The 18,174-nt window shown below is 60.1% G+C and carries 18 protein-coding genes; 8 read left to right on the forward strand and 10 right to left on the reverse strand.

The annotated features are described in order from the left end of the window. Nucleotides 1-141: 141 nt before the first annotated feature. Complete coding sequence (locus B5M06_RS11005) at nt 142-438, reverse strand: 2Fe-2S iron-sulfur cluster-binding protein (protein ID WP_054066678.1); 297 nt, start codon at nt 436-438, stop codon at nt 142-144. A 573-nt stretch (nt 439-1,011) separates the two neighbouring features. On the opposite strand from B5M06_RS11005, the gene B5M06_RS11010 reads away from it, so the two are divergent. The 3 genes from B5M06_RS11010 (at nt 1,012) to B5M06_RS11020 (ending at nt 5,676) form a co-directional block, all read left to right on the forward strand. Continuing rightward, a complete protein-coding gene (locus B5M06_RS11010) occupies nt 1,012-1,938 on the forward strand; it encodes an SDR family NAD(P)-dependent oxidoreductase (protein ID WP_054066679.1) in 927 nt (308 codons plus the stop codon). A 467-nt stretch (nt 1,939-2,405) separates the two neighbouring features. After that, nucleotides 2,406-3,938: a glutamate--cysteine ligase gene (gene gshA / locus B5M06_RS11015; RefSeq protein ID WP_054065225.1), complete on the forward strand. Its 1,533-nt coding sequence runs from the start codon at nt 2,406-2,408 to the stop codon at nt 3,936-3,938. An 88-nt stretch (nt 3,939-4,026) separates the two neighbouring features. Then, on the forward strand, nt 4,027-5,676 hold the full coding sequence (locus tag B5M06_RS11020) for a methyl-accepting chemotaxis protein (RefSeq protein ID WP_162777354.1): 1,650 nt from the start codon (nt 4,027-4,029) through the stop codon (nt 5,674-5,676). Here the strand turns inward: B5M06_RS11020 and B5M06_RS17030 are convergent. Together B5M06_RS17030 and B5M06_RS11025 are read right to left on the reverse strand one after the other, a co-directional pair. Further along, entirely contained in the window at nt 5,658-5,894 is a 237-nt protein-coding gene (locus B5M06_RS17030) for a hypothetical protein (RefSeq protein ID WP_058880300.1), read from the reverse strand. The two genes, B5M06_RS11020 and B5M06_RS17030, sit on opposite strands and share 19 nt — an antisense overlap. A 116-nt stretch (nt 5,895-6,010) precedes the next feature. Further along, entirely contained in the window at nt 6,011-6,259 is a 249-nt protein-coding gene (locus B5M06_RS11025) for a hypothetical protein (protein ID WP_054066822.1), read from the reverse strand. 83 nt (nt 6,260-6,342) lie between these two features. Here B5M06_RS11025 and ylqF point away from each other — a divergent pair, with 83 nt between their 5' ends. Further along, the gene (gene ylqF, locus B5M06_RS11030; RefSeq protein ID WP_054066823.1) at nt 6,343-7,287 is read left to right on the forward strand and encodes a ribosome biogenesis GTPase YlqF; all 945 of its coding nucleotides are present in this window, start codon (nt 6,343-6,345) and stop codon (nt 7,285-7,287) included. Nucleotides 7,288-7,343: 56 nt separating this feature from the next. On the opposite strand, the gene B5M06_RS11035 is transcribed toward ylqF, so the two are convergent. Continuing rightward, complete coding sequence (locus tag B5M06_RS11035; protein WP_054066824.1) at nt 7,344-8,333, reverse strand: Bug family tripartite tricarboxylate transporter substrate binding protein; 990 nt, start codon at nt 8,331-8,333, stop codon at nt 7,344-7,346. A gap of 65 nt (nt 8,334-8,398) precedes the next feature. After that, on the reverse strand, nt 8,399-9,589 hold the full coding sequence (locus B5M06_RS11040; protein WP_054066825.1) for a M20 aminoacylase family protein: 1,191 nt from the start codon (nt 9,587-9,589) through the stop codon (nt 8,399-8,401). A gap of 307 nt (nt 9,590-9,896) precedes the next feature. Between B5M06_RS11040 and B5M06_RS11045 the strand changes: the two genes are divergently transcribed. Next, nucleotides 9,897-10,898 carry a DHH family phosphoesterase gene (locus tag B5M06_RS11045; RefSeq protein ID WP_054066937.1) on the forward strand — a complete coding sequence of 334 codons (1,002 nt, stop codon included), beginning with the start codon at nt 9,897-9,899 and terminating at the stop codon, nt 10,896-10,898. A 90-nt stretch (nt 10,899-10,988) separates the two neighbouring features. On the opposite strand, the gene B5M06_RS11050 is transcribed toward B5M06_RS11045, so the two are convergent. After that, the gene (locus B5M06_RS11050) at nt 10,989-11,804 is read right to left on the reverse strand and encodes a pseudouridine synthase (RefSeq protein WP_077344849.1); all 816 of its coding nucleotides are present in this window, start codon (nt 11,802-11,804) and stop codon (nt 10,989-10,991) included. A 193-nt stretch (nt 11,805-11,997) separates the two neighbouring features. Here B5M06_RS11050 and rarD point away from each other — a divergent pair, with 193 nt between their 5' ends. Continuing rightward, nucleotides 11,998-12,918 carry an EamA family transporter RarD gene (gene rarD / locus B5M06_RS11055; protein ID WP_054066827.1) on the forward strand — a complete coding sequence of 307 codons (921 nt, stop codon included), beginning with the start codon at nt 11,998-12,000 and terminating at the stop codon, nt 12,916-12,918. A gap of 76 nt (nt 12,919-12,994) precedes the next feature. Then, on the forward strand, nt 12,995-13,993 hold the full coding sequence (locus tag B5M06_RS11060; protein WP_054066828.1) for a diaminopimelate dehydrogenase: 999 nt from the start codon (nt 12,995-12,997) through the stop codon (nt 13,991-13,993). Between the two features lie 123 nt (nt 13,994-14,116). Here B5M06_RS11060 and B5M06_RS11065 read toward each other — a convergent pair whose 3' ends face one another. The 4 genes from B5M06_RS11065 to B5M06_RS11080 form a co-directional block, all read right to left on the reverse strand. Beyond that, nucleotides 14,117-14,596: a hypothetical protein gene (locus B5M06_RS11065; protein ID WP_162781731.1), complete on the reverse strand. Its 480-nt coding sequence runs from the start codon at nt 14,594-14,596 to the stop codon at nt 14,117-14,119. Between the two features lie 133 nt (nt 14,597-14,729). After that, nucleotides 14,730-15,977 carry an MFS transporter gene (locus B5M06_RS11070; RefSeq protein WP_054066830.1) on the reverse strand — a complete coding sequence of 416 codons (1,248 nt, stop codon included), beginning with the start codon at nt 15,975-15,977 and terminating at the stop codon, nt 14,730-14,732. 66 nt (nt 15,978-16,043) lie between these two features. Then, complete coding sequence (gene xth / locus B5M06_RS11075) at nt 16,044-16,820, reverse strand: exodeoxyribonuclease III (protein ID WP_054066831.1); 777 nt, start codon at nt 16,818-16,820, stop codon at nt 16,044-16,046. Nucleotides 16,821-16,835: 15 nt separating this feature from the next. After that, the gene (locus B5M06_RS11080) at nt 16,836-17,063 is read right to left on the reverse strand and encodes a hypothetical protein (protein WP_054066832.1); all 228 of its coding nucleotides are present in this window, start codon (nt 17,061-17,063) and stop codon (nt 16,836-16,838) included. Nucleotides 17,064-17,123: 60 nt separating this feature from the next. Here B5M06_RS11080 and B5M06_RS11085 point away from each other — a divergent pair, with 60 nt between their 5' ends. Then, the gene (locus B5M06_RS11085) at nt 17,124-17,870 is read left to right on the forward strand and encodes a potassium channel family protein (RefSeq protein ID WP_240183909.1); all 747 of its coding nucleotides are present in this window, start codon (nt 17,124-17,126) and stop codon (nt 17,868-17,870) included. Nucleotides 17,871-18,174: the final 304 nt, after the last annotated feature.

The raw sequence follows: 18,174 nt of genomic DNA on the forward strand, positions 1-18,174 counted from the left end.
GAAGTGCATGCGTCCAAAGAACATATGTGCAGACGTTACCGTCGCTTGCTGGCCGGCGCCGGATGGTGCGCGGTCTTATTGAATGGAAACCCGCATTTTAGTGCTTTGCAGCATGTCTGCAGGGAATGGATGGCGAATGGACTAGCTCTCGGGGGCTTGCAGGGTGACATCGCCATCCGGATAGGCCACGCAGGGCAGTACGCAGCCCTCGGCCTTTTCTTCCGGAGTGAGTCCGGGCCACTCTATCTTGTAATGCACGGAGCCCTGTTTGATCTGCCCCAGACAGGTGCGGCAGGTGCCATTGCGGCAGGAGCTGGGCCACTGCAGACCTCCCATTTCCATGGCGTCCAGCAGCGTATCTGTGGCCCATGCATCGCACTGTTCACCTTGGGGTGCGATGTAGAGGGTGTACAGCGGTGGGGTATCTGCGGGGGTCATGGTGCTCCTTGTCGTCAATCAGGCAGGCCGCCATTGTCGCTCTATCCGATGCAGGTCTGATGGTTGCTGGTGTGTGCTTAAAAAATGTGCAGCCTACTTGCGTGCCTTGCAGATCAAGCACTTGTGCGGCTTGTCGGGACTTTAGACAGGCTTATCCACATGGTTGTTCAGAAGAATTGGGGGCAACTGTGTTTTTTGAGACTCGCAACAAATGCCTTGCAGAGCAAATGTTACGAATTGCTGAATCTGACTAAAAATTAATCATATTGATTTATTTCTAATAAAAACAACTACTTGTTATTGTTGTTTTATGGGTTTTTCTGATTTATCCACAGGATTGTTCATGATTTTTGGGGGCAAAGAACAAGTATGCTTTCGCTTGTGATTAAAAAATGTGCATTTGTAGGACATTCTTTCAAAACAAGGGCTTAGCGTGGTTGTTGGCGGTCATGCAGAGCTTGTCCACATGCTTGTGCTGCCTATCAGGGGATAAGCTGCAGTCGCATCGGTGAATGCTGCGGGGCAGCATGCTGCTTACAGTGTCTGGGTACAGATGCAACAAGGAGACAAAACATGCAGCAAAGCCTGTCATTTGAGGGTCAAGTCGCCATCGTCACTGGCGCTGGTGGCGGTTTAGGACGAGAGCATGCGCTTGCTTTGGCCAGGCGTGGTGCCAAGGTGCTGGTCAATGATCTGGGTGGGGCTGTAGATGGCTCTGGTCGCTCGGTATCGGCAGCGCAGGCGGTGGTGGATGAGATTCGTGCCTTTGGCGGGGAGGCGATGGCCAATGGCGCCTCGGTGACCGACTTTGCCGCCGTGCAGGCCATGGTGCAGCAGGCGATCGATGCCTGGGGGCGTGTGGATATCTTGATCAACAACGCTGGCATCCTGCGCGACAAGAGCTTTGCCAAGATGGAACTGGAAGACTTTCGGCAGGTGGTAGATGTGCACCTCATGGGGGCGGTGCACTGCTGCAAGGCGGTGTGGCCCATCATGCAGGCGCAAAACTATGGTCGCATTGTGATGACGACCTCGTCTTCCGGTCTGTATGGCAACTTTGGCCAGAGCAACTACGGCGCAGCCAAGATGGCGCTGGTGGGACTGATGCAGACGCTGGCGCTGGAAGGTGCCAAGTACCACATCCATGTGAATGCGCTGGCGCCCACGGCAGCCACACGCATGACCGAAGGCCTGATGCCCGAAGCCGTGCTTGCAGCCCTCAAGCCCAAGGCTGTGGTTCCAGCTATGCTGGTGTTGGCGCACACTTCGGCGCCAACACGCACCATCTTGTGTGCAGGGGCAGGTAGTTTTGAGGCAGCGCACATCACGCTCACGCAAGGGGTGTATGTGGACATGGGGGAGGCAGCCCCTGAGCAGCTGGTGCAGCAACTGCATGCTGTGCTGGACCAGAGTAATGCTCTGGTGCCAGAAAGCGGCATGGCGCAGGGGCAGCTGGAAGTGGGCAAGGCCATGGCTGCGCGCGGTGCTGCGTCAGCATAGGATGGGCCTATCTAGTGCGTGTTCACGTAAACATTGGGTTCGCGCAGCCACGACAAGGCCGTCAATGCGCGACGCACGGCGCAGCGCGGGTGCGCACCCGCGCCAGGCGGGCAACACTGCAGGGGCGGCCTTGTCGTGGCTGCCCCTGATATTGAAATCACCAATAGGGTTGAAGGCTTGGGGCGGTCTGCGTTGTTGCGGTGGCTGGCAAGGCGCTCGGCATTGCTGCGCCACCGCGCCTAGCAGCCCATCCCCAAGCCTTCAACGCGAATTCCCAAGCTTTATGTGAACACGCCCTAGCGGCTACAAACTCAGTTTGCAAGCCGTAGCGATGGCGGCACAGCTTGTGCGTGGTTATGGAGAGGGCGAAGCTGCGCGTGTAAGGGCCTCGTCCTATGATTTCGTAACATCTGGGGTGCTGCATGCTAAGGTAGCTCCCCGTTTTCTGACCGTAACCGCTGACAAGCATGAATTCATCGCCCAAACCATTCTCCCTTCCCGCAGCAGAACGCCTTGCTGGCATACGCCGCGGTATTGAAAAAGAAGGTTTGCGCGTATTGCCGACGGGCTCGTTGGCGCTTACGCCGCACCCTGTCGCTTTGGGCGCGGCGCTGACCCACCCGCATATCACCACGGACTACAGCGAATCCCAGCTGGAGTTGATCACCGGTGTGCACCAGAGCGTGGAAGCCTGCCTGCAGGAGCTGCAGCAGGTGCACCAGTACACCTTGCGCAGCATGGCGCAGGTGAGCGAGGAAATGATCTGGAATTCCAGCATGCCCTGCCATCTGCCCACGGATGAAACCATTCCGCTGGCACGCTATGGCTCATCGCATGCCGGGCGTTCCAAGAGTGTGTACCGCATGGGGCTGGGCCACCGCTACGGCCGCCGCATGCAGACCATCTCCGGCATTCACTACAACTGGTCCATGCCGGGTGTGAGCAGCGAAGAATATTTCGCGCTGATTCGCAACTTCCGTCGCAATGCCTTTGTGCTGCTGTATCTGTTTGGTGCTTCGCCAGCACTGGGCCGCTGCTTTGTAGAAGGGCGTGAACACCGCCTGCAGCCGCTCGATGCGGCACAAAAGACGCTGCATCTGCCTTATGCCACTTCGCTGCGCATGGGGCGCCTGGGCTACCAGAGCGATGCGCAGGCGCAGATCAAGGTCAGCTACAACGGACTGGAAGGCTATGCACACTCCCTGCATCAGGCGCTGACTCAGCCATACCCTGCGTATGAGCAGCTGGGTATTCGCAACCCCGGTGGCGACTACAACCAGCTGGGCACCAGCCTGCTGCAGATTGAAAACGAGTTCTACGGCACCATTCGTCCCAAGCGCACTACACGCAGCGGCGAGCGCCCCCTGCATGCCCTGCGTGAGCGTGGCGTGGAGTATGTGGAAGTGCGCTTGATGGATATCGACCCGTTCGAGCCCCTGGGCATCAGCGCATCCACCATGCGCATGCTGGACGTGTTCCTGCTGCACTGCCTGCTCAGCGACAGTCCTGAGGATTCGCCCGAAGAAATTGAAGCCATCAAGCGCAATCAGCATCTGGTGGCAGAGCGCGGGCGTGAGCCCGGCCTGAAGCTGCAACGCGGCGCGGAACAAGTGCTGCTGAGTGACTGGGCCAAACAGGTGCTCGACGACTGTCAGCCACTGGCAGCCATGCTCGATGAGCTGCACCAGACCGATGCCTATAGCCAGGCATTGGCCGAGGCGCAGCAGCGTGTGCAGCAGCCTGGCAGCACACCTTCCGCCCGTGTGCTGGAGCAGATTCGCAGCCTGCACCAAAGCAGCTTTGAGCGCTTTGGCAGGGCGCAGTCTCTGTGGGCACATGAGCACCTGCTGGCGCTGCCATGGAGTGAGGCACAGCAGCAGCATTACGCGCAGATGGCACAGGCGTCACTGGATGCGCAGAAAGCCATCGAGGCTGCTGATACAGGCACGTTTGAAGCTTGGCGTCAGCGCTATATGGACCCTGCTGCCCTGGGAGGCTGACAGCGGGGTGACTGTCATTGGAGTGTCATAGTGTTGACATTTTGTGACGCTAGATTCGCAGACATCGTATGTAAAGATGTTTGCAGCAATGTCATCAACCAAGCTTTCTCTGGCTCCAGCGCCTGCCGCGGATGTGGTCAAGCGTTCTGTCTCCCCTGGCACTGCTCCTCGAAGAGGTTTGCTGCGTGACTGGCCGGTGGCAGCCAAGATGGCCTTCGTTTTTGGTGGCTTGCTGCTGTGCGGTGTGCTGGTGGCAGCAGGGCTGATCGCCTATCTGCAAAAGGTGGAATACAGCGCGGCCTTGAGTCTGGATCAGCACGATGCAGGCATTGCCCAGGCCCAGCAGTGGCAGGCACTGACACAAAAAGGGGTGGAGACTGCGCTGGCCAGCGTGCTGTCTTCGGAAGAAAACGTGATTGCCGCATTTGCGGACAAGGCACGTACGTATCTTGGGCAGGCTCGTGAGCTGGCGAAGGAGATGGCACACGGTCAGCCGTTGAGTGAGGCCCTGCTGCAGGAAGAGGCAGCGCTGGCGCAGAGCTATGAGGCGAGCTTCAGGGCCCGTGATCTGGGTATGGCCTGGGAGGCGGAGCGCCTGGTCAAAGAGTCGCTGAAGCCCGCTGCTCAGCGCTACCTGGAGTCACAGGTGCAGTGGCTGGCCCACCTGGAAGCGCAGCGCGACGCAGCCACGGCGGCGGCGGCGGACGCCCGCCAGCGGGCACAGCTGTGGGCTTTGCTGGTCTATGTGGTGTTGCTGGTGATTGGCGTGGGTATTTCTGTGGAAATTACGCGCTCCATTACCCAGCCCCTGGCGCGGGCTGTGGATCTGGCCGAGGCGATTGCCCATGGGGATTTGACGGAACAGGTGCACGATAGCCGCAAGGATGAAATGGGCAGTCTGTTGCGGGCCTTTGACCGCATGGGGCAGCAGCTGCACGGGGTGGTGGCGCAGGTGCGCAGTGGCGTGGCCCATGTGGCGCAGACAGCCAGCCATCTCTCGCAGGGCAATGCCGAGTTGGCAGAGCGCACACAGCACACTGATATGCAGTTGCAGCAGGCGGTGACGAGCATTGAGCACATCAGTCTGCAGCTGGCAGATTCGGTGGCACATGCTGATCAGGCGCACAAGCTCTCGGCATCGGCTGCGCAGTCCGCCAGTGATGGCGGAGTGGTGGTGCAGCAGATGGTGGAGAGGATGGGCAGGCTGCGGACACAGAGTACAGAGATTGCAGCCATTACGGGCGTGATCGATGGCATCGCTTTTCAGACCAATATTCTGGCGCTGAATGCTGCCGTGGAAGCGGCGCGTGCGGGTGATCAGGGCCGTGGGTTTGCTGTGGTGGCTGCTGAAGTGCGGGCACTGGCGCTGCGCAGTGCCAATGCAGCACGCCAGATCAAGGCGCTGATTGCCAATTCGCTGGAGCAGATGGAGTCTGGTGCTGGGCTGGCACAGGAGGCCGGTCAGCGCATGCAGCGCATTGTGCAGGACGTGCAGCAGGTCAGCGGGCTGGTGGCCAGTATTACGCACAAGGCGCAGGAGCAAAGTCAGTGCATGGTGCAGCTGCATGAAACCATGGTGGCCCTGGATGGCATGACCCAGGAGAACGCACACCTGGTGCAGGCCAGCAGCCGGGCTGCAGCCAGCCTGCATAGCCAGGCCGGGCACCTGTCTCAGCAGGTGGCAGTATTCAAACTGCAGGCAACACACACTTTGCCGACTCAGGGCGTGTTCACATAAAGCTTGAGATTCGCGTTGAAGGCTTGGGGATGGGATGCTAGGCGCGGTGGCGCAGCAATGCCGAGCGCCTTGCAAGCTGCCGCAACAACGCAGACCGCCCCCAAGCCTTCAACCCCATTTGTGATCTCCATAATCAGGGGCAGCCACGACAAGGCCGCCACTGCATTGTTGCCCGCCTTGCGCGGGTGCGCACCCGCGCTGCGCCGTGCGTCGCGCATTGCCAGCCTTGTCGTGGCTGCGCGAACCCAATGTTTATGTGAACACGCCCTAGGGCGGCTGCCGCAGGCGGCGGCAGGCCTGAGCCAGCCGGAAGGTAACTGCCGCGAAGGCGTTATCAAGATGGCTGGTCGTGCTGCTGCTCTTTGCGGCGGCGCAGCGCATACTGCCCCATGAAGGCTGCGCCCAGCACCAGCGCAAACCAGGCGGGGATGCGTGCGTGCACAAACAGCTCACGCGTGGGCGATGCGGCCATGAAATGCGGTGCAATCAGCAGCACCAGCCCGATCAGCACCAGGATGACGCCACGCACCAGCATGTCGTTGTTGAGTGGAGAGCGCGATGACTTGGGGTGTTGGGTGGTCATGATGAGGCAGCTGTGACGAGAAAACAGCTTGCGATTATCCTTGCGCCCCCAAGCATTGATTCCAAAAAAGAGAAAGCACGTCCATGGCAATCCAGTGGTTCCCCGGTCACATGAACTCCACGCGCAGGCTCATCGAGGAGCGCGTCAAAGACATTGACGTGGTCATTGAGGTGCTGGATGCGCGCATTCCAGGCTCCAGCTTCAACCCGCTGCTGCAGCAGCTGACCGGCCACAAGCCCCGCATGAAGCTGCTGAACAAGCAGGACGTGGCCGACCCCGTCAAGACCCAGCTCTGGCTGGACTGGTACAACGCCCAGCCAGGCACCCGCGCCATTGCCATGGATGCAGAAGAAATTGCACCGGCACGCCGTCTGGTGGAAGTGTGCCGCCAGCTGGCCCCCAACCGTGGCGGCATGGCCAAGCCCATGCGCGTGCTGATCTGCGGCGTGCCCAATGTGGGCAAGTCCACCCTGATCAACACCATGAGCGGCAAGAAGCAGGCCAAGGCTGCCGACGAAGCCGGTGTGACCAAGGATGAGCAGCGCATCGTGCTGGACCATGATTTCTACCTCTGGGACACTCCCGGCATGCTGTGGCCGCGTATCTCGATCGAGCAAAGCGGCTTTAACCTGGCGGCATCAGGCTCGATTGGCCGCAATGCCTATGACGAAGAGCTGGTGGCGCTGGAGCTGCTGTTGATTTTGCAAAAGCACTATGCCCAGAACCTGAACGAACGCTACAAGCTGGGCATGACGCTGGAGCAAATTCGTGACATGCCGGACTACGAGCTGCTTGAAGCCATTGGCCGCAAGCGCGGCTGTGTGATGAGCGGCGGCCGCGTGAATACGCAAAAGGCGGCCGAGGTGGTGATTACCGACTACCGCACCCATATGCTGGGCCGTATCACGCTGGAAACGCCCGAAGAGTTTGAACAATGGGCCGCTGCTGCTGCCATTGCTGATGCCGAGCGCGCCGCCAAGAAAGAAGCCATTGCCGCCGCCAAGAAAAAAGGCGTCAAGCGCTGGTAAGCGGCTGTGCGCATCAGGGCTGCACAGGAGTGCCGCCCTGATGCGTGGTTCAAGGCTTACTGGGCCTTGATGCCTGCTTTTTCAATCAGCACGCCATTGAGGGCGTAGTCACGGCGAATGGCTGCCGTGAAGTCTTCCACACTCATGGGGTGGGGTGTGTTGTCCAGCTTGCGCAGGCGCTGCTGCATGTCGCTGGTGGCAAGCAGACGCTGCACTTCCTGATTGAAACGCTCCACCACCTCGGGCGGTGTGTTGCTGGGTGCATAAAAGCCGAACATGGACACCAGATTGGCCTTGTCAAAGCCAAGCTCACCCAGTGTGGGCAGTTGGGGGTAGGAGGCAGGGCGTGCAGGGCCGGTGGTGGCCAGCACGCGCAGCTTGCCTTGCTCGATCAGTGCGTTGATGGGTGCAAAAGGGTTGGCCAGCAGCAGGTCAAACTGTGCGCCTGCGGCATCGGTGATCAGCTGGCTGCCGCCTTTGTAGGGCGCGTGCACAAAGTTGCCGCCGGCGGCGCGAATCAGCTGCTCCACCATGATGTGGGCCAGCGTGCCGTAGCCCGAAGTAGCTACGCTCACGCCCTGGCTGGTGCGAGCCTGTGCCAGTACATCGTCCCATGTCTTGCCTGCAAAGGCTGTGGTGGCCAGCACCAGCACGGGGGAATACATCACGCTGGCAACGGGTTGTATGTCCTCCAGCGGGTGGTAGGCCACTGGCATCAGGTAGGGGTTGAGCGTCAGCGGGCTGATGGCGCCAAAGGCAAAAGTGTGGGCATCATTGGCCTTGGCCAGTTCCGCCATGCCAATGGTGGCGCCAGCCCCCGGCTTGTTTTCCACCACAAAAGGCTGGCCCAGACTCTGGGCCATGAGGTCGCCAAACATGCGGGCGACCACGTCATTCACACCGCCAGCAGGGTAGGGCACGATCATGCGGATGGGCTTGCTGGGCCATGGGGCGCTGGCATGGCTGAGCGTGCTCAGGCCGGAGGCAGCGAGGCTTGCGCTTGCCAGCAAAAGGGTGCGACGTGTGAGAGGGCGTGCAGTGGTCATGGTGAGTCCAGAAACAAAAAACCGCACCTGGGGTGCGGTTGGTAAGCGTTGTGCTTATGGTGCTATCAACGTGCCTGCTCGAACCAGCGGCGTGCCAGCTGGTTCCAGAAGCGGGATCCCAGCTCGATATTGTCGTCGTTAAAGTCGTAGCCAGGATTGTGCAGGCCCACTCCGGGCTGGCCGTTCTTGCCATTGCCAATCCAGCCATAGGCACCGGGCACCTCTTCCAGCATGAAGCCAAAGTCTTCGGCGGTCATGGCAGGTTCAATGTCGGGGAAGGCATTGTCCTTGCCGACCAGCTCGGCCATCACGTCTGCCATGAAGCGGGCTTCCTTGGCGGTGTTGGTGGTGTTGGGGTAGCCGGGCTTGTGGATGTAGGTAGCCTCGCACATGTGGGCAGCAGCCACGTGGCTGGAGATGCGCTTGAGACCCTCAATCATGTATTCCTGTGTGGACTTCTTGAGCGTGCGCACCGTGCCGTAGATGGCCGCTTCGTCGGGGATGATGTTTTCCACCGTGCCGCCTTCGATCTTGCCAATGGTCAGCACCGCGCTGTCCAGTGGGTCTACGCCGCGCGAGACCAGGGTCTGCAGCTGGCTGACGATGGCGCAGGCGACAGGAATAGGGTCCAGCGTCTTGTGGGGCATGGCAGCGTGGCCGCCCTTGCCGCGCACGCGGATTTCAAAGCGCATGGTCGATGCCATGATGGGGCCGACACGCACGGCCATCTGGCCCTGAGGCAGCGATGGCCAGTTGTGCAGGGCAAACACGGCATCGCAGGGGAAGCGCTTGAACAGGCCGTCTTCCATCATGGCCTTGGCACCCGCACCACCTTCTTCCGCAGGTTGGAAGATCAGGTGGACGGTGCCGTCAAAGTCGGGGTTTTTTGCCAGCAGGGTGGCTGCTCCCAGCAGCATGGTGGTGTGGCCATCGTGGCCGCAGGCGTGCATCTTGCCGGGTACGCAGCTGGCGTGCGCAGCGCCCGTGGTTTCTTGTACGGGCAGGGCGTCCATATCGGCGCGGATGCCGATGCTGCACCCGGGGTTGTCTTTGGAGTGGCCCTTGCCGTAGATGGTGGCCACGATGCCTGTCTTGCCCAGACCGCGGTGGATGGGCAGGCCCAGCGCATTCAGGTAGGCCGCAATCTTGTCCGCCGTGCGGTGTTCTTCATAGCGAAGCTCAGGGTTCGCATGCATGTCATGGCGGAAACTGAGCAGTTTTCCCAGATATGGGGTGATGTCGTTCGCGGTAGTCATCAGTTGTGGTGGCTGGTACAGCTTCGTGCAGCAGTCACTGATACGAGGATGAAGTCATTATGGGGCGGCCTGTGGAAACTGTCTGTGCGAATGGAATGTAAGTAAACGTACAAATCCCTGTGCATGTTGTATCGGTGTGGATGGCAAGTTTTTGATTTCTCATGGTTTCTGGCCGCATTTGCATGCAAAGCAGGCATGAGGTAGCGAAATCGAAACATTCCAAACTTGCATGCAATGCTTGCGTGCGCCTTGGGCGAAAGCCTTGTGCTGTACGCAAGCACCATCGCGCAGCGACAATGGCGACAACATGAGAAAAAACATTCTTCCTTTGCAATTGCTGGTGCAGCCATCGCTGGAAAACGATGCGCGCCCCTACATCCTCTACCACGGTCGTCGCTGTGCGGACGGCTTTGGCGCGGCGCTGGCTGCGTGGCTGTACTTTGGTGACAAGGCCGAATACCGGGGGCTGGACCACGGTGAAATCCAGACCGTGGAAGACCTGGGCGAGCTCGATGGCCGCGCGGTCTATGTGATGGACTTTGCCTTTGGCCCCGAACTGCTGACTGCCATTGAAGCCAAGGTCAGCAAGCTGGTGGTGCTGGACCACCACAAGAGCGCGGCCGAAAAGCTGGAGGGCTACCAGTGCAACTGCGGCGTGGTGCACTTTGACATGAACAAGTCTGGTGCCAAGCTGGCCTGGGAGTTCTTCCACCCCGAAAAGCCCGTGCCCGGCCTGATCAAGTACATCGAAGACCGCGACATCTGGAAGTGGGAATTTGCAGAAAGCGCTCCTTTCCTGGCGGCACTGGACATGGAGCCACGTACCTTTGAGCGCTGGGCTGAGATTGCCGCCTTCACGCCTGAGCAGGAAACCGCCTTCATGGCGCGCGGCGGTGCGATGGATGAGAAGTTCCAGAGTCTGTGTGAAGACATCGCCAATGGCGCACAGGTGCTGACCTTCAATGGTTTTCAGGGCCTGATGGTCAACAGCCCCGGCGTGTTCCACAGCCAGGTGGGCGACATCCTCTCGCGCCAGAGCGGCAGCTTTGCACTGATGTGGCACGCAGGCACCAAGGGCGTGAAGGTGGGCCTGCGTTCGCGCTCGGAATTCAACTGCATTCCCCTGGCCGAGAGCTTTGGCGGCGGCGGCCATGCCCAGGCCTGCGGCTTCAAGATGGACAACGAGCGTTTGCTGGATCTGCTCTCGGGTGAGCTCAAGGCCGATCGTGCAGCGACCTACGAATTCGTGCCTGCCCCGCTGCTGGAGTTTGACGAAGAAGGCAAATGGATCAAGCCCAAAAAAGCTTGAATTTAATAGCTGCTAGCGCTGATAAATAAAGGGTTTCAGATACTTATCTATCTGAAACCCTTTTATTTTGTGCGCAGGCAGCTATGTTTTTTATAAGGCCTGTGTGCTGGGAAGTGTGATGCCGCAGCTGGCGGGCAGACCGCGTGCCGTGGCCTGCCAGCCGGGCAGGGTCAGCAATTGCTGCCACTGCTGCACTTCCGGTACATGGGTCAGCTTGCGCCAGTCCGCGCAGAAATGCATGACTTCGCCCGTGCGCGGATGGGGAATGCTCAGCGCATGCGCGTGCAGCCACAGACGGTGCAGGCCAATGCGCTCGGCCCACCAGCGGTTCAGGGGGCCCTTGCCGTGGGTGGCGTCACCAATGATGGGGTGGGAGGTGTGCTTCAAGTGGCGGCGAATCTGGTGGCGGCGGCCCGTCCTGGGCAGGGCTTCCACCAGCGACACGCGCGTGCTGGGGTGGCGCGGGTCATAGGCCTCGGGCCAGTCCAGGTGGGCCAGGCAGCGCAGCAGGGTCTGCGCAGGCTGTGCGGGGGCGTCTTCCGGTGCATCGTCGGGCTTGAGGGCGTAGTCCACATCCACCTCGTCAGGCAGCCAGCCGCGCGCCAGCGCCAGGTAGTGCTTGTGCACCGTGTGGTCCATGAAGCAGGCTGCCAGCTTCTGGCAGCTTTCCTTGTTCAGCGCAAAAACCAGCACGCCACAGGTGCCCTGATCGAGCCGGTGCACGGGCCAGACGTGCTGGCCGATCTGGTCGCGCAGGGTCTGCAGCACAAAGCGGGTTTCATGGCGGGCAATGGCCGTGCGGTGCACCAGCCAGCCTGCGGGCTTGTAGACCACGACCATGTCTTCATCCTGCCAGAGGATGTCCAGCGGATGGGTGTAGCAGGGGCGGTCAGTAGCTTCAGTCATGGTGGTGGGAGCAGGGCGCAAAGCGCGCAAGTGTAGTGCTGGCGCAGACGTGGAGTCGCACCTTCGCCAAATATGTGCACGCGCAAGGGCGAAAAATAGCGAGAATCACTGGTTTGGTGCGCGCGTGCGCTGTTTTGGCGCATGCTCACCGGCAAGTGAGCGTCATCGTGCGCACAAGCATAAGGGAGTGGGGATGTTTCAGGGCGTAGCGGCTTCGGTAGTGGCCTCGTGCATTTTTGGTGGCATTTACTACCTGGCCCCCTTGCTCCAGCCGCTGACGGGTGAACAGATCTTTGGCTGGCGCATGCTCTTGACCATCCCGTTCACGACGGCATGGCTGTGCTACAGCAGTCAGGGCAAGGCTGTCTTGGCGCTGCTGCAGCGGGCGCGTGAGCACTGGCCGTTTGCGCTGATGCTGCTGCTGTCTTCGCTGCTGGCCGGTGTGCAGCTGTGGCTCTTCATGTGGGCACCGCTGCATGGGCATGCGCTGCCGGTGTCGCTGGGCTACTTTGTGCTCCCGCTGGCCATGGTGCTGGCGGGGCGGCTGGTGTTTCAGGAGCGGCTCACGCCCTGGCAGGCTGCTGCTTCGGCGCTGGCGGGCTGCGGCATGGCCTGGGAGCTGTGGCGTGCAGGCGGTGTGGCCTGGTCCACCTGGGTGGTGGTGATTGGCTACCCCGCCTACTTTGTGCTGCGGCGCAAGCTCCACACCAACAGCTTTGCAGGCCACTGGCTGGATGTGCTGCTCATGCTGCCTGTGTGCGCCTGGTTTGCCTGGGGGGATGCCTCGGCCGGCTACACGGGCTGGCAGGCCGTGACGCAGACAGCGCCGCTGCACGCGCTGGTGCCTTTGCTGGGCGTGCTCAGTGCGGTGGCGCTGGCTTTGTACATGACGGCCAGCCGCCTGCTGCCGCTGGGGCTGTTCGGGCTGTTGTCCTATGTAGAGCCGCTGCTGCTGGTGGTGGCCGCCTTGCTGATGGGCGAGCGTGTGCAGCCCGGGCAGGAGCCCATGTATGCGCTGATTGGTGCGGGTGTGGCCATGCTGGTGCTGGAAGGCGCCATGCAGCTGCGCAGACAGGCGCAGATGCGTGCGCAGGCTTCTGGCAGCAATACCTGAAGCTGTGCAGGAACAAGTGGCGGCAGAGACGAGCTCTGCTGCCGGAATTGGTAGTTTGGAAAAAGGAAGTTGGTCTATGACGACAAAGCAGGCGAACCCGATCCGCATTGGCGTGGTTGGTTATGGCAATTTGGGCCGGGGTGTGGAAAACGCTGTGGCCAAGAACCCCGACATGGTGGTCGCTGGCATCTACACCCGCCGCGATCCTGCACAGCTCAAGCCTTTGTTTGAAGGCACGCCCGTGTTCTCCATGGCAGATCTGGACAGCCATGCCGACCGCATCGACGTACTGGTGCTGTGCGGTGGTTCCAAGGACGATCTGCCCGTGCAGTCGCCCGCGCTGGCAGCCAAGTTCTGCATTGTGGACAGCTTTGACACCCACGCTCGCATTCCCGAGCACTTTGCGGCCGTGGATGCTGCAGCCCAGGCGGGGCAGACCACAGCCCTGATTTCCGCTGGCTGGGATCCCGGCATGTTCTCCATCAACCGCATCATGGGCGAGGCCCTGCTGCCCGATGGCGCAACCTATACCTTCTGGGGCAAGGGCCTGAGCCAGGGTCACTCGGATGCCATCCGCCGCATTCCCGGCGTGGCAGGCGGCGTGCAGTACACCATCCCCGTGGAAGCTGCTGTGGAAGCCGTGCGCAGCGGCACACGCCCCGCGCTGACTACCCGCCAGAAACACGAGCGTCACTGCTACGTGGTGCTGGCCGAAGGCGCAGACGCTGAAACCGTGCGCCAGGCCATCGTGACCATGCCGCACTACTTTGATGAGTACGACACCACGGTCAACTTCATCAGCGCCGAAGAACTCAAGGAACAGCACAGCGCCATGCCCCATGGCGGTTTTGTGATCCGCAGCGGCAATACGACCGAGCAGAACAAGCAGGTCATTGAGTACCGCCTGCAGCTGGACAGCAACCCTGAGTTCACCTCCAGCGTATTGGTGGCTTACGCCCGTGCCGTGCATCGCATGAAGCAGTGCGGCATGACCGGCGCCAAGACCGTGTTTGATGTGGCACCTGGCTGGCTTTCGCCCAAGAGCGCCGAGCAGCTGCGCAAGGAAGCGCTGTAAGGCACAGCGGCTGGCCGCCTAAAACAAAGCCCGCAGTTTTTGCCGGAACTGCGGGCTTTGTTTATGCATAAAAAATGGCTCTAAGGCTGATGAATAAAGCGCTGCAAGCTATGAATTGAGTAGTCAGGAGTTGCTGGTGTGCTGGTTCTGGGCCTGCAGCTGGCGGCTGCGCTCGCAGCGGTCTGCCAACGCACGCAGATAGCCTTCGGCAAAGAACACATCGTGGTAGGCCGCGCCTTCAAACAGGCGCAGCGGGTGTCGCTCGTTGTCAGTGACCACGGTGTCGCCATGCTGCATGGTGGCGTAGTAGCGCTGGCTCTGCTGGTCGCGGTGCAGCGCAAATTCCGCATTGCGCAGATTGAGTGGGCGGCTGTGCTTGCCAGACTTGTCGATGACATGCACGGTGCACATGTCTGCGGGGTCGAGGAACTCCCAGTCATCGCCCACGGTAGAGATGCGGGCCATCTGGCTCAGGGCATCTGCAATCTGGTTGGGGGTGGCTGTTTCGAGATTGATCGCTGTATCCCGCGTGGGGTAGCCCCCTAAGCGCTCATGCAACTCATTGCAGGCAGATAGACATGCACACAAACCCAGGATACCCATACCTCTCAGCACACAGCGCATAACAGTCAGATGTTTCGGAAAGCGAAGAACGGATTCAGACTGCTGAATATGTACGGAGACTGTGGTTTTTAACAATCATTTTTTGTAAAAAAATGAATCTATGGCTTTTATCTTACAGACTCGATGCATCTTCTAGTTTATTTACCTCGCGCAAAGGCTTGAACCACAGCATCCAGGTGCCCACCACGCCCAGCGTGCAGATGCTGCCTACGATGGCTGCTGGCACAGCGCCAATGCCTGCAGCCATGGCCCCAGCGCGGAATTCGCCCAGCTCGTTGCTGGAGCTGATAAACAGCATGTTGACGGCGTTGACGCGCCCGCGCATGGTGTCAGGGGTAGAGAACTGCACCAGCGATGAGCGTATGTACACACTCACCATATCTGCTGCGCCAGCAATCGCCAGCATGGCTGCAGACAGCCAGAACCAGTGCGAGAGTGAGAAAACCAGATTGGCCACGCCAAACACGGCAACTGCCGCAAACATCACCTTGCCTACACGTTGATTGATGGGGCGGCTGCTCAGCCACAGGCCCATGAGCACCTCACCCACGGACATGCTGGCGCGCAGGATGCCCAGGCCTTCCGGCCCGGCATGCAGCATTTCCTTGGCATAGACGGGCAGCAGGGCAATCACACCGCCAAGCAGCACGGCAAACAGGTCCAGCGAGATGGTGCCCAGCACAATCGGGTGGCTGCGAATAAAGCGTATCCCATCGCGTGCACGCAGCCACATCGTGCCCTGCAGTGGCTGGCGCGCTGCGGCGTAGCGCACCGGCACGCGCCACAGCAGCACAACGGCCAGGGCCAGCGCCATGGCGCACACGCCATAGGTCAGTTCTCCACCGCCCAGGCCGTACAGCACGCCACCCAGCACGGGAGCCGCAATGGCTCCGGTGCGCATGATCATGCTGTTGGTAGCCAGCGCCTGCGCCAGATACGCACGGGGCACGATCTGCGGCAGCAGGCTTTGCATGGCTGGGCCGGTAAAGGCGCGGCTGCAGCCAAACAGCACCAGTACGGCATAGATGCCGCCCACACCACGCACCCCCAGTGTGCTCAGCCACAGCAGCAGTGCAGCGCAGACGCAAGCCAGTGCCCAGCTGGCGGCCAGCATGCGCTTGCGGCTCATGCGGTCGGCCAGATCACCCGCCGGTATCAGGAGCAGCAACATGGGCAGGAACTGCGCCAGCCCCACATAGGCCAGTGACAGCGGATCGCGTGTGATGTCATACACCTGCCAGGCGACGACCACGGCCTGCATCTGCTGGGCAAACAACCCTAGCAGGCGTGCGGACAGAAAAGGCAGAAAACCAGGCTGCTGCAGGGCAGCGTTACGAAACAGGGCAGGGCGGGCGGTCACGAAATCAGCACATTCTCACAAGCAGGCGCAAAAAAGCCGCTGAAACAGCGGCGTGCAATTCAGGCATCAGCCCATGGTCACGACCACGGGTGCATGGTCACTGGGTTGCTTGTTCTTGCGGGGGGCGCGGTCCACCACACAGGCTGTGGTTCTGGCCTTCAGTGCCTCACTCACCAGAATGTGGTCAATGCGCAGGCCGCGGTTTTTCTGGAAACCGAGCATGCGGTAGTCCCACCAGGAAAAGCTCTTTTCTGGCTGCTCGAACATGCGGAAGGCATCGGTCAGGCCCAGGTCCAGCAAGCTCTGGAAGTGTGCGCGCTCTTCGGGGGTGTGGTGGATGGTGCCGCGCAGGCCTTCGGGGTCGAAAGAATCACGGTCTTCGGGGGCTACGTTGAAGTCACCCACCAGCAGCAGCTGGGGATGCTGGGCCATTTCAGCCTGCACAAAGGCATGCAGCGCCGCCAGCCAGCGCAGCTTGTAGGCAAACTTTTCGGAATCAGGGGACTGACCGTTGACAAAGTAGCAGTTGATCAGGCGCACTTCGCCCTGTGGTGTGTCCAGTGTGGCGGCAATCACGCGTGCCTGCTCATCGTCAAAGCCGGGAATGTTGCGCACCACATCGCGAACAGGGTGACGGCTCAGAATGGCGACGCCGTTATAAGTCTTCTGACCATGGCAGACAGCCTGATAGCCAGCCGCTTCCAGTTCGGCAAAGGGAAATTTATCGTCTGTGAGCTTGAGCTCCTGCAGCCCGATGGCATCCACCGGATTGACCTGCAGCCAGTCCAGCAACTGCGGGAGGCGAACGTTCAGGGAGTTGATGTTCCAGGTGGCAAATTTCATGGGCGTGCTTCTTGATCAATAGCTGGTGCTGCCGTGCAGGCAGTGCACAGCAGCCAGGGACGAAAACGCCGATTGTCCCAGCTTTGCTACACCAGTAAAGCTGGCGGGATTCGCCCGGTAGTGCTGGTCTGTCAGTGCCAGGAGAAGTCCTGAGCGCAGCTCATACACATAAAGGGCGTGCACATCCCATGGTGCGAGCGCACGCTGGTCGAGCAAAGGCACTACAGTCAGTGCTTTGCCCATGAGGGGCTGAGTGATGCGCTGGTTTGCCGTGCCAGCGCTTGTGCGAATTCTTTGAAATCCATGACTGATGTGACTGCTGCCGCCGTACCTGAAACCCCACCTTCACCGCCTGGTGACAGCCCCTGGCGCGTGCATGTGGCACGCGTGCTCAACCTGCTGGGTGTGATTGCGGCGCTGGTGCTGATTGTCAGCATCTCGCTGGAAGCTTTTTCCGGTCAGGTGTTTCTGGAAGGGTCGATCTATGCCCGCGTGCAGTTGTGGGTGTGCGTGTACTTTCTGGTGGACATCTTCTTGCTGATGGCGCTGGCACCCAAGAAGATGCGCTTTTTCTTCAGACACTTTCTGCTGATTCTGCTGTCTGTGCCGTACTTGAGCCTGATCGATTTTTTTGCACTGTCGTTTTCCAACGAGGCGCAGTATCTGCTCAAGTTCCTCCCCATCATGCGCGGTGGCGCGGCCCTGATCGTGCTGGTCAAGATGGTGGTGAGCAACAAGCTCACAGGTCTTTTTATTGCGTACCTGGTGAGCTTTTTCTCCGTGGTGTACTTTTTTACTCTGGTGTTTTTTGTGTTCGAAGGGGGCATCAACCCGCTGGTGAGCAGTTACTACGATGCCTTGTGGTGGGCGTCCATGACGGTGACTACGGTGGGCTCGAACATTGTCCCAGTGACCGTTCTGGGCAAGGTCGCAACGGCTGTGCTGGCTACTGTGGGCATGACGGTGTTTCCTATCTTTACCGTCTACATCACCTCACTGGTGCAGCGCATGAACCAGAGCCGTATCGAACAGGAAGGGCAGGCACAGTAAAGCCCTGTGGCTCTCTGTATTTCTTAATTTCAGTAATTACTGAAAGTTAAGTATTTTGAGATATAGTGCAGCCATCGGGTGGGGATTACCCGAGAACGCTTGTAACTGCTTGCCACCTCACTGCTGTGAGGTGGCTTTTTTTTGTGCCTGATGAGTCGGCGGCAGCCTTGTGCTGTGCATGGCGCAAAGCACAGGTTGAGCACGATAAAGGGCGTAAAAAAGCGCCTTGCAGGCAAGGCGCTTCAGGGTGGCATCAGATGGGCGCGATGTGTGCTGGTCGGCTGCTGCGCAGCAGCTTCACCCT

Origin of the sequence: Comamonas kerstersii, assembly GCF_002056725.1 — a bacterium.
Taxonomy (GTDB): domain Bacteria; phylum Pseudomonadota; class Gammaproteobacteria; order Burkholderiales; family Burkholderiaceae_C; genus Comamonas; species Comamonas kerstersii.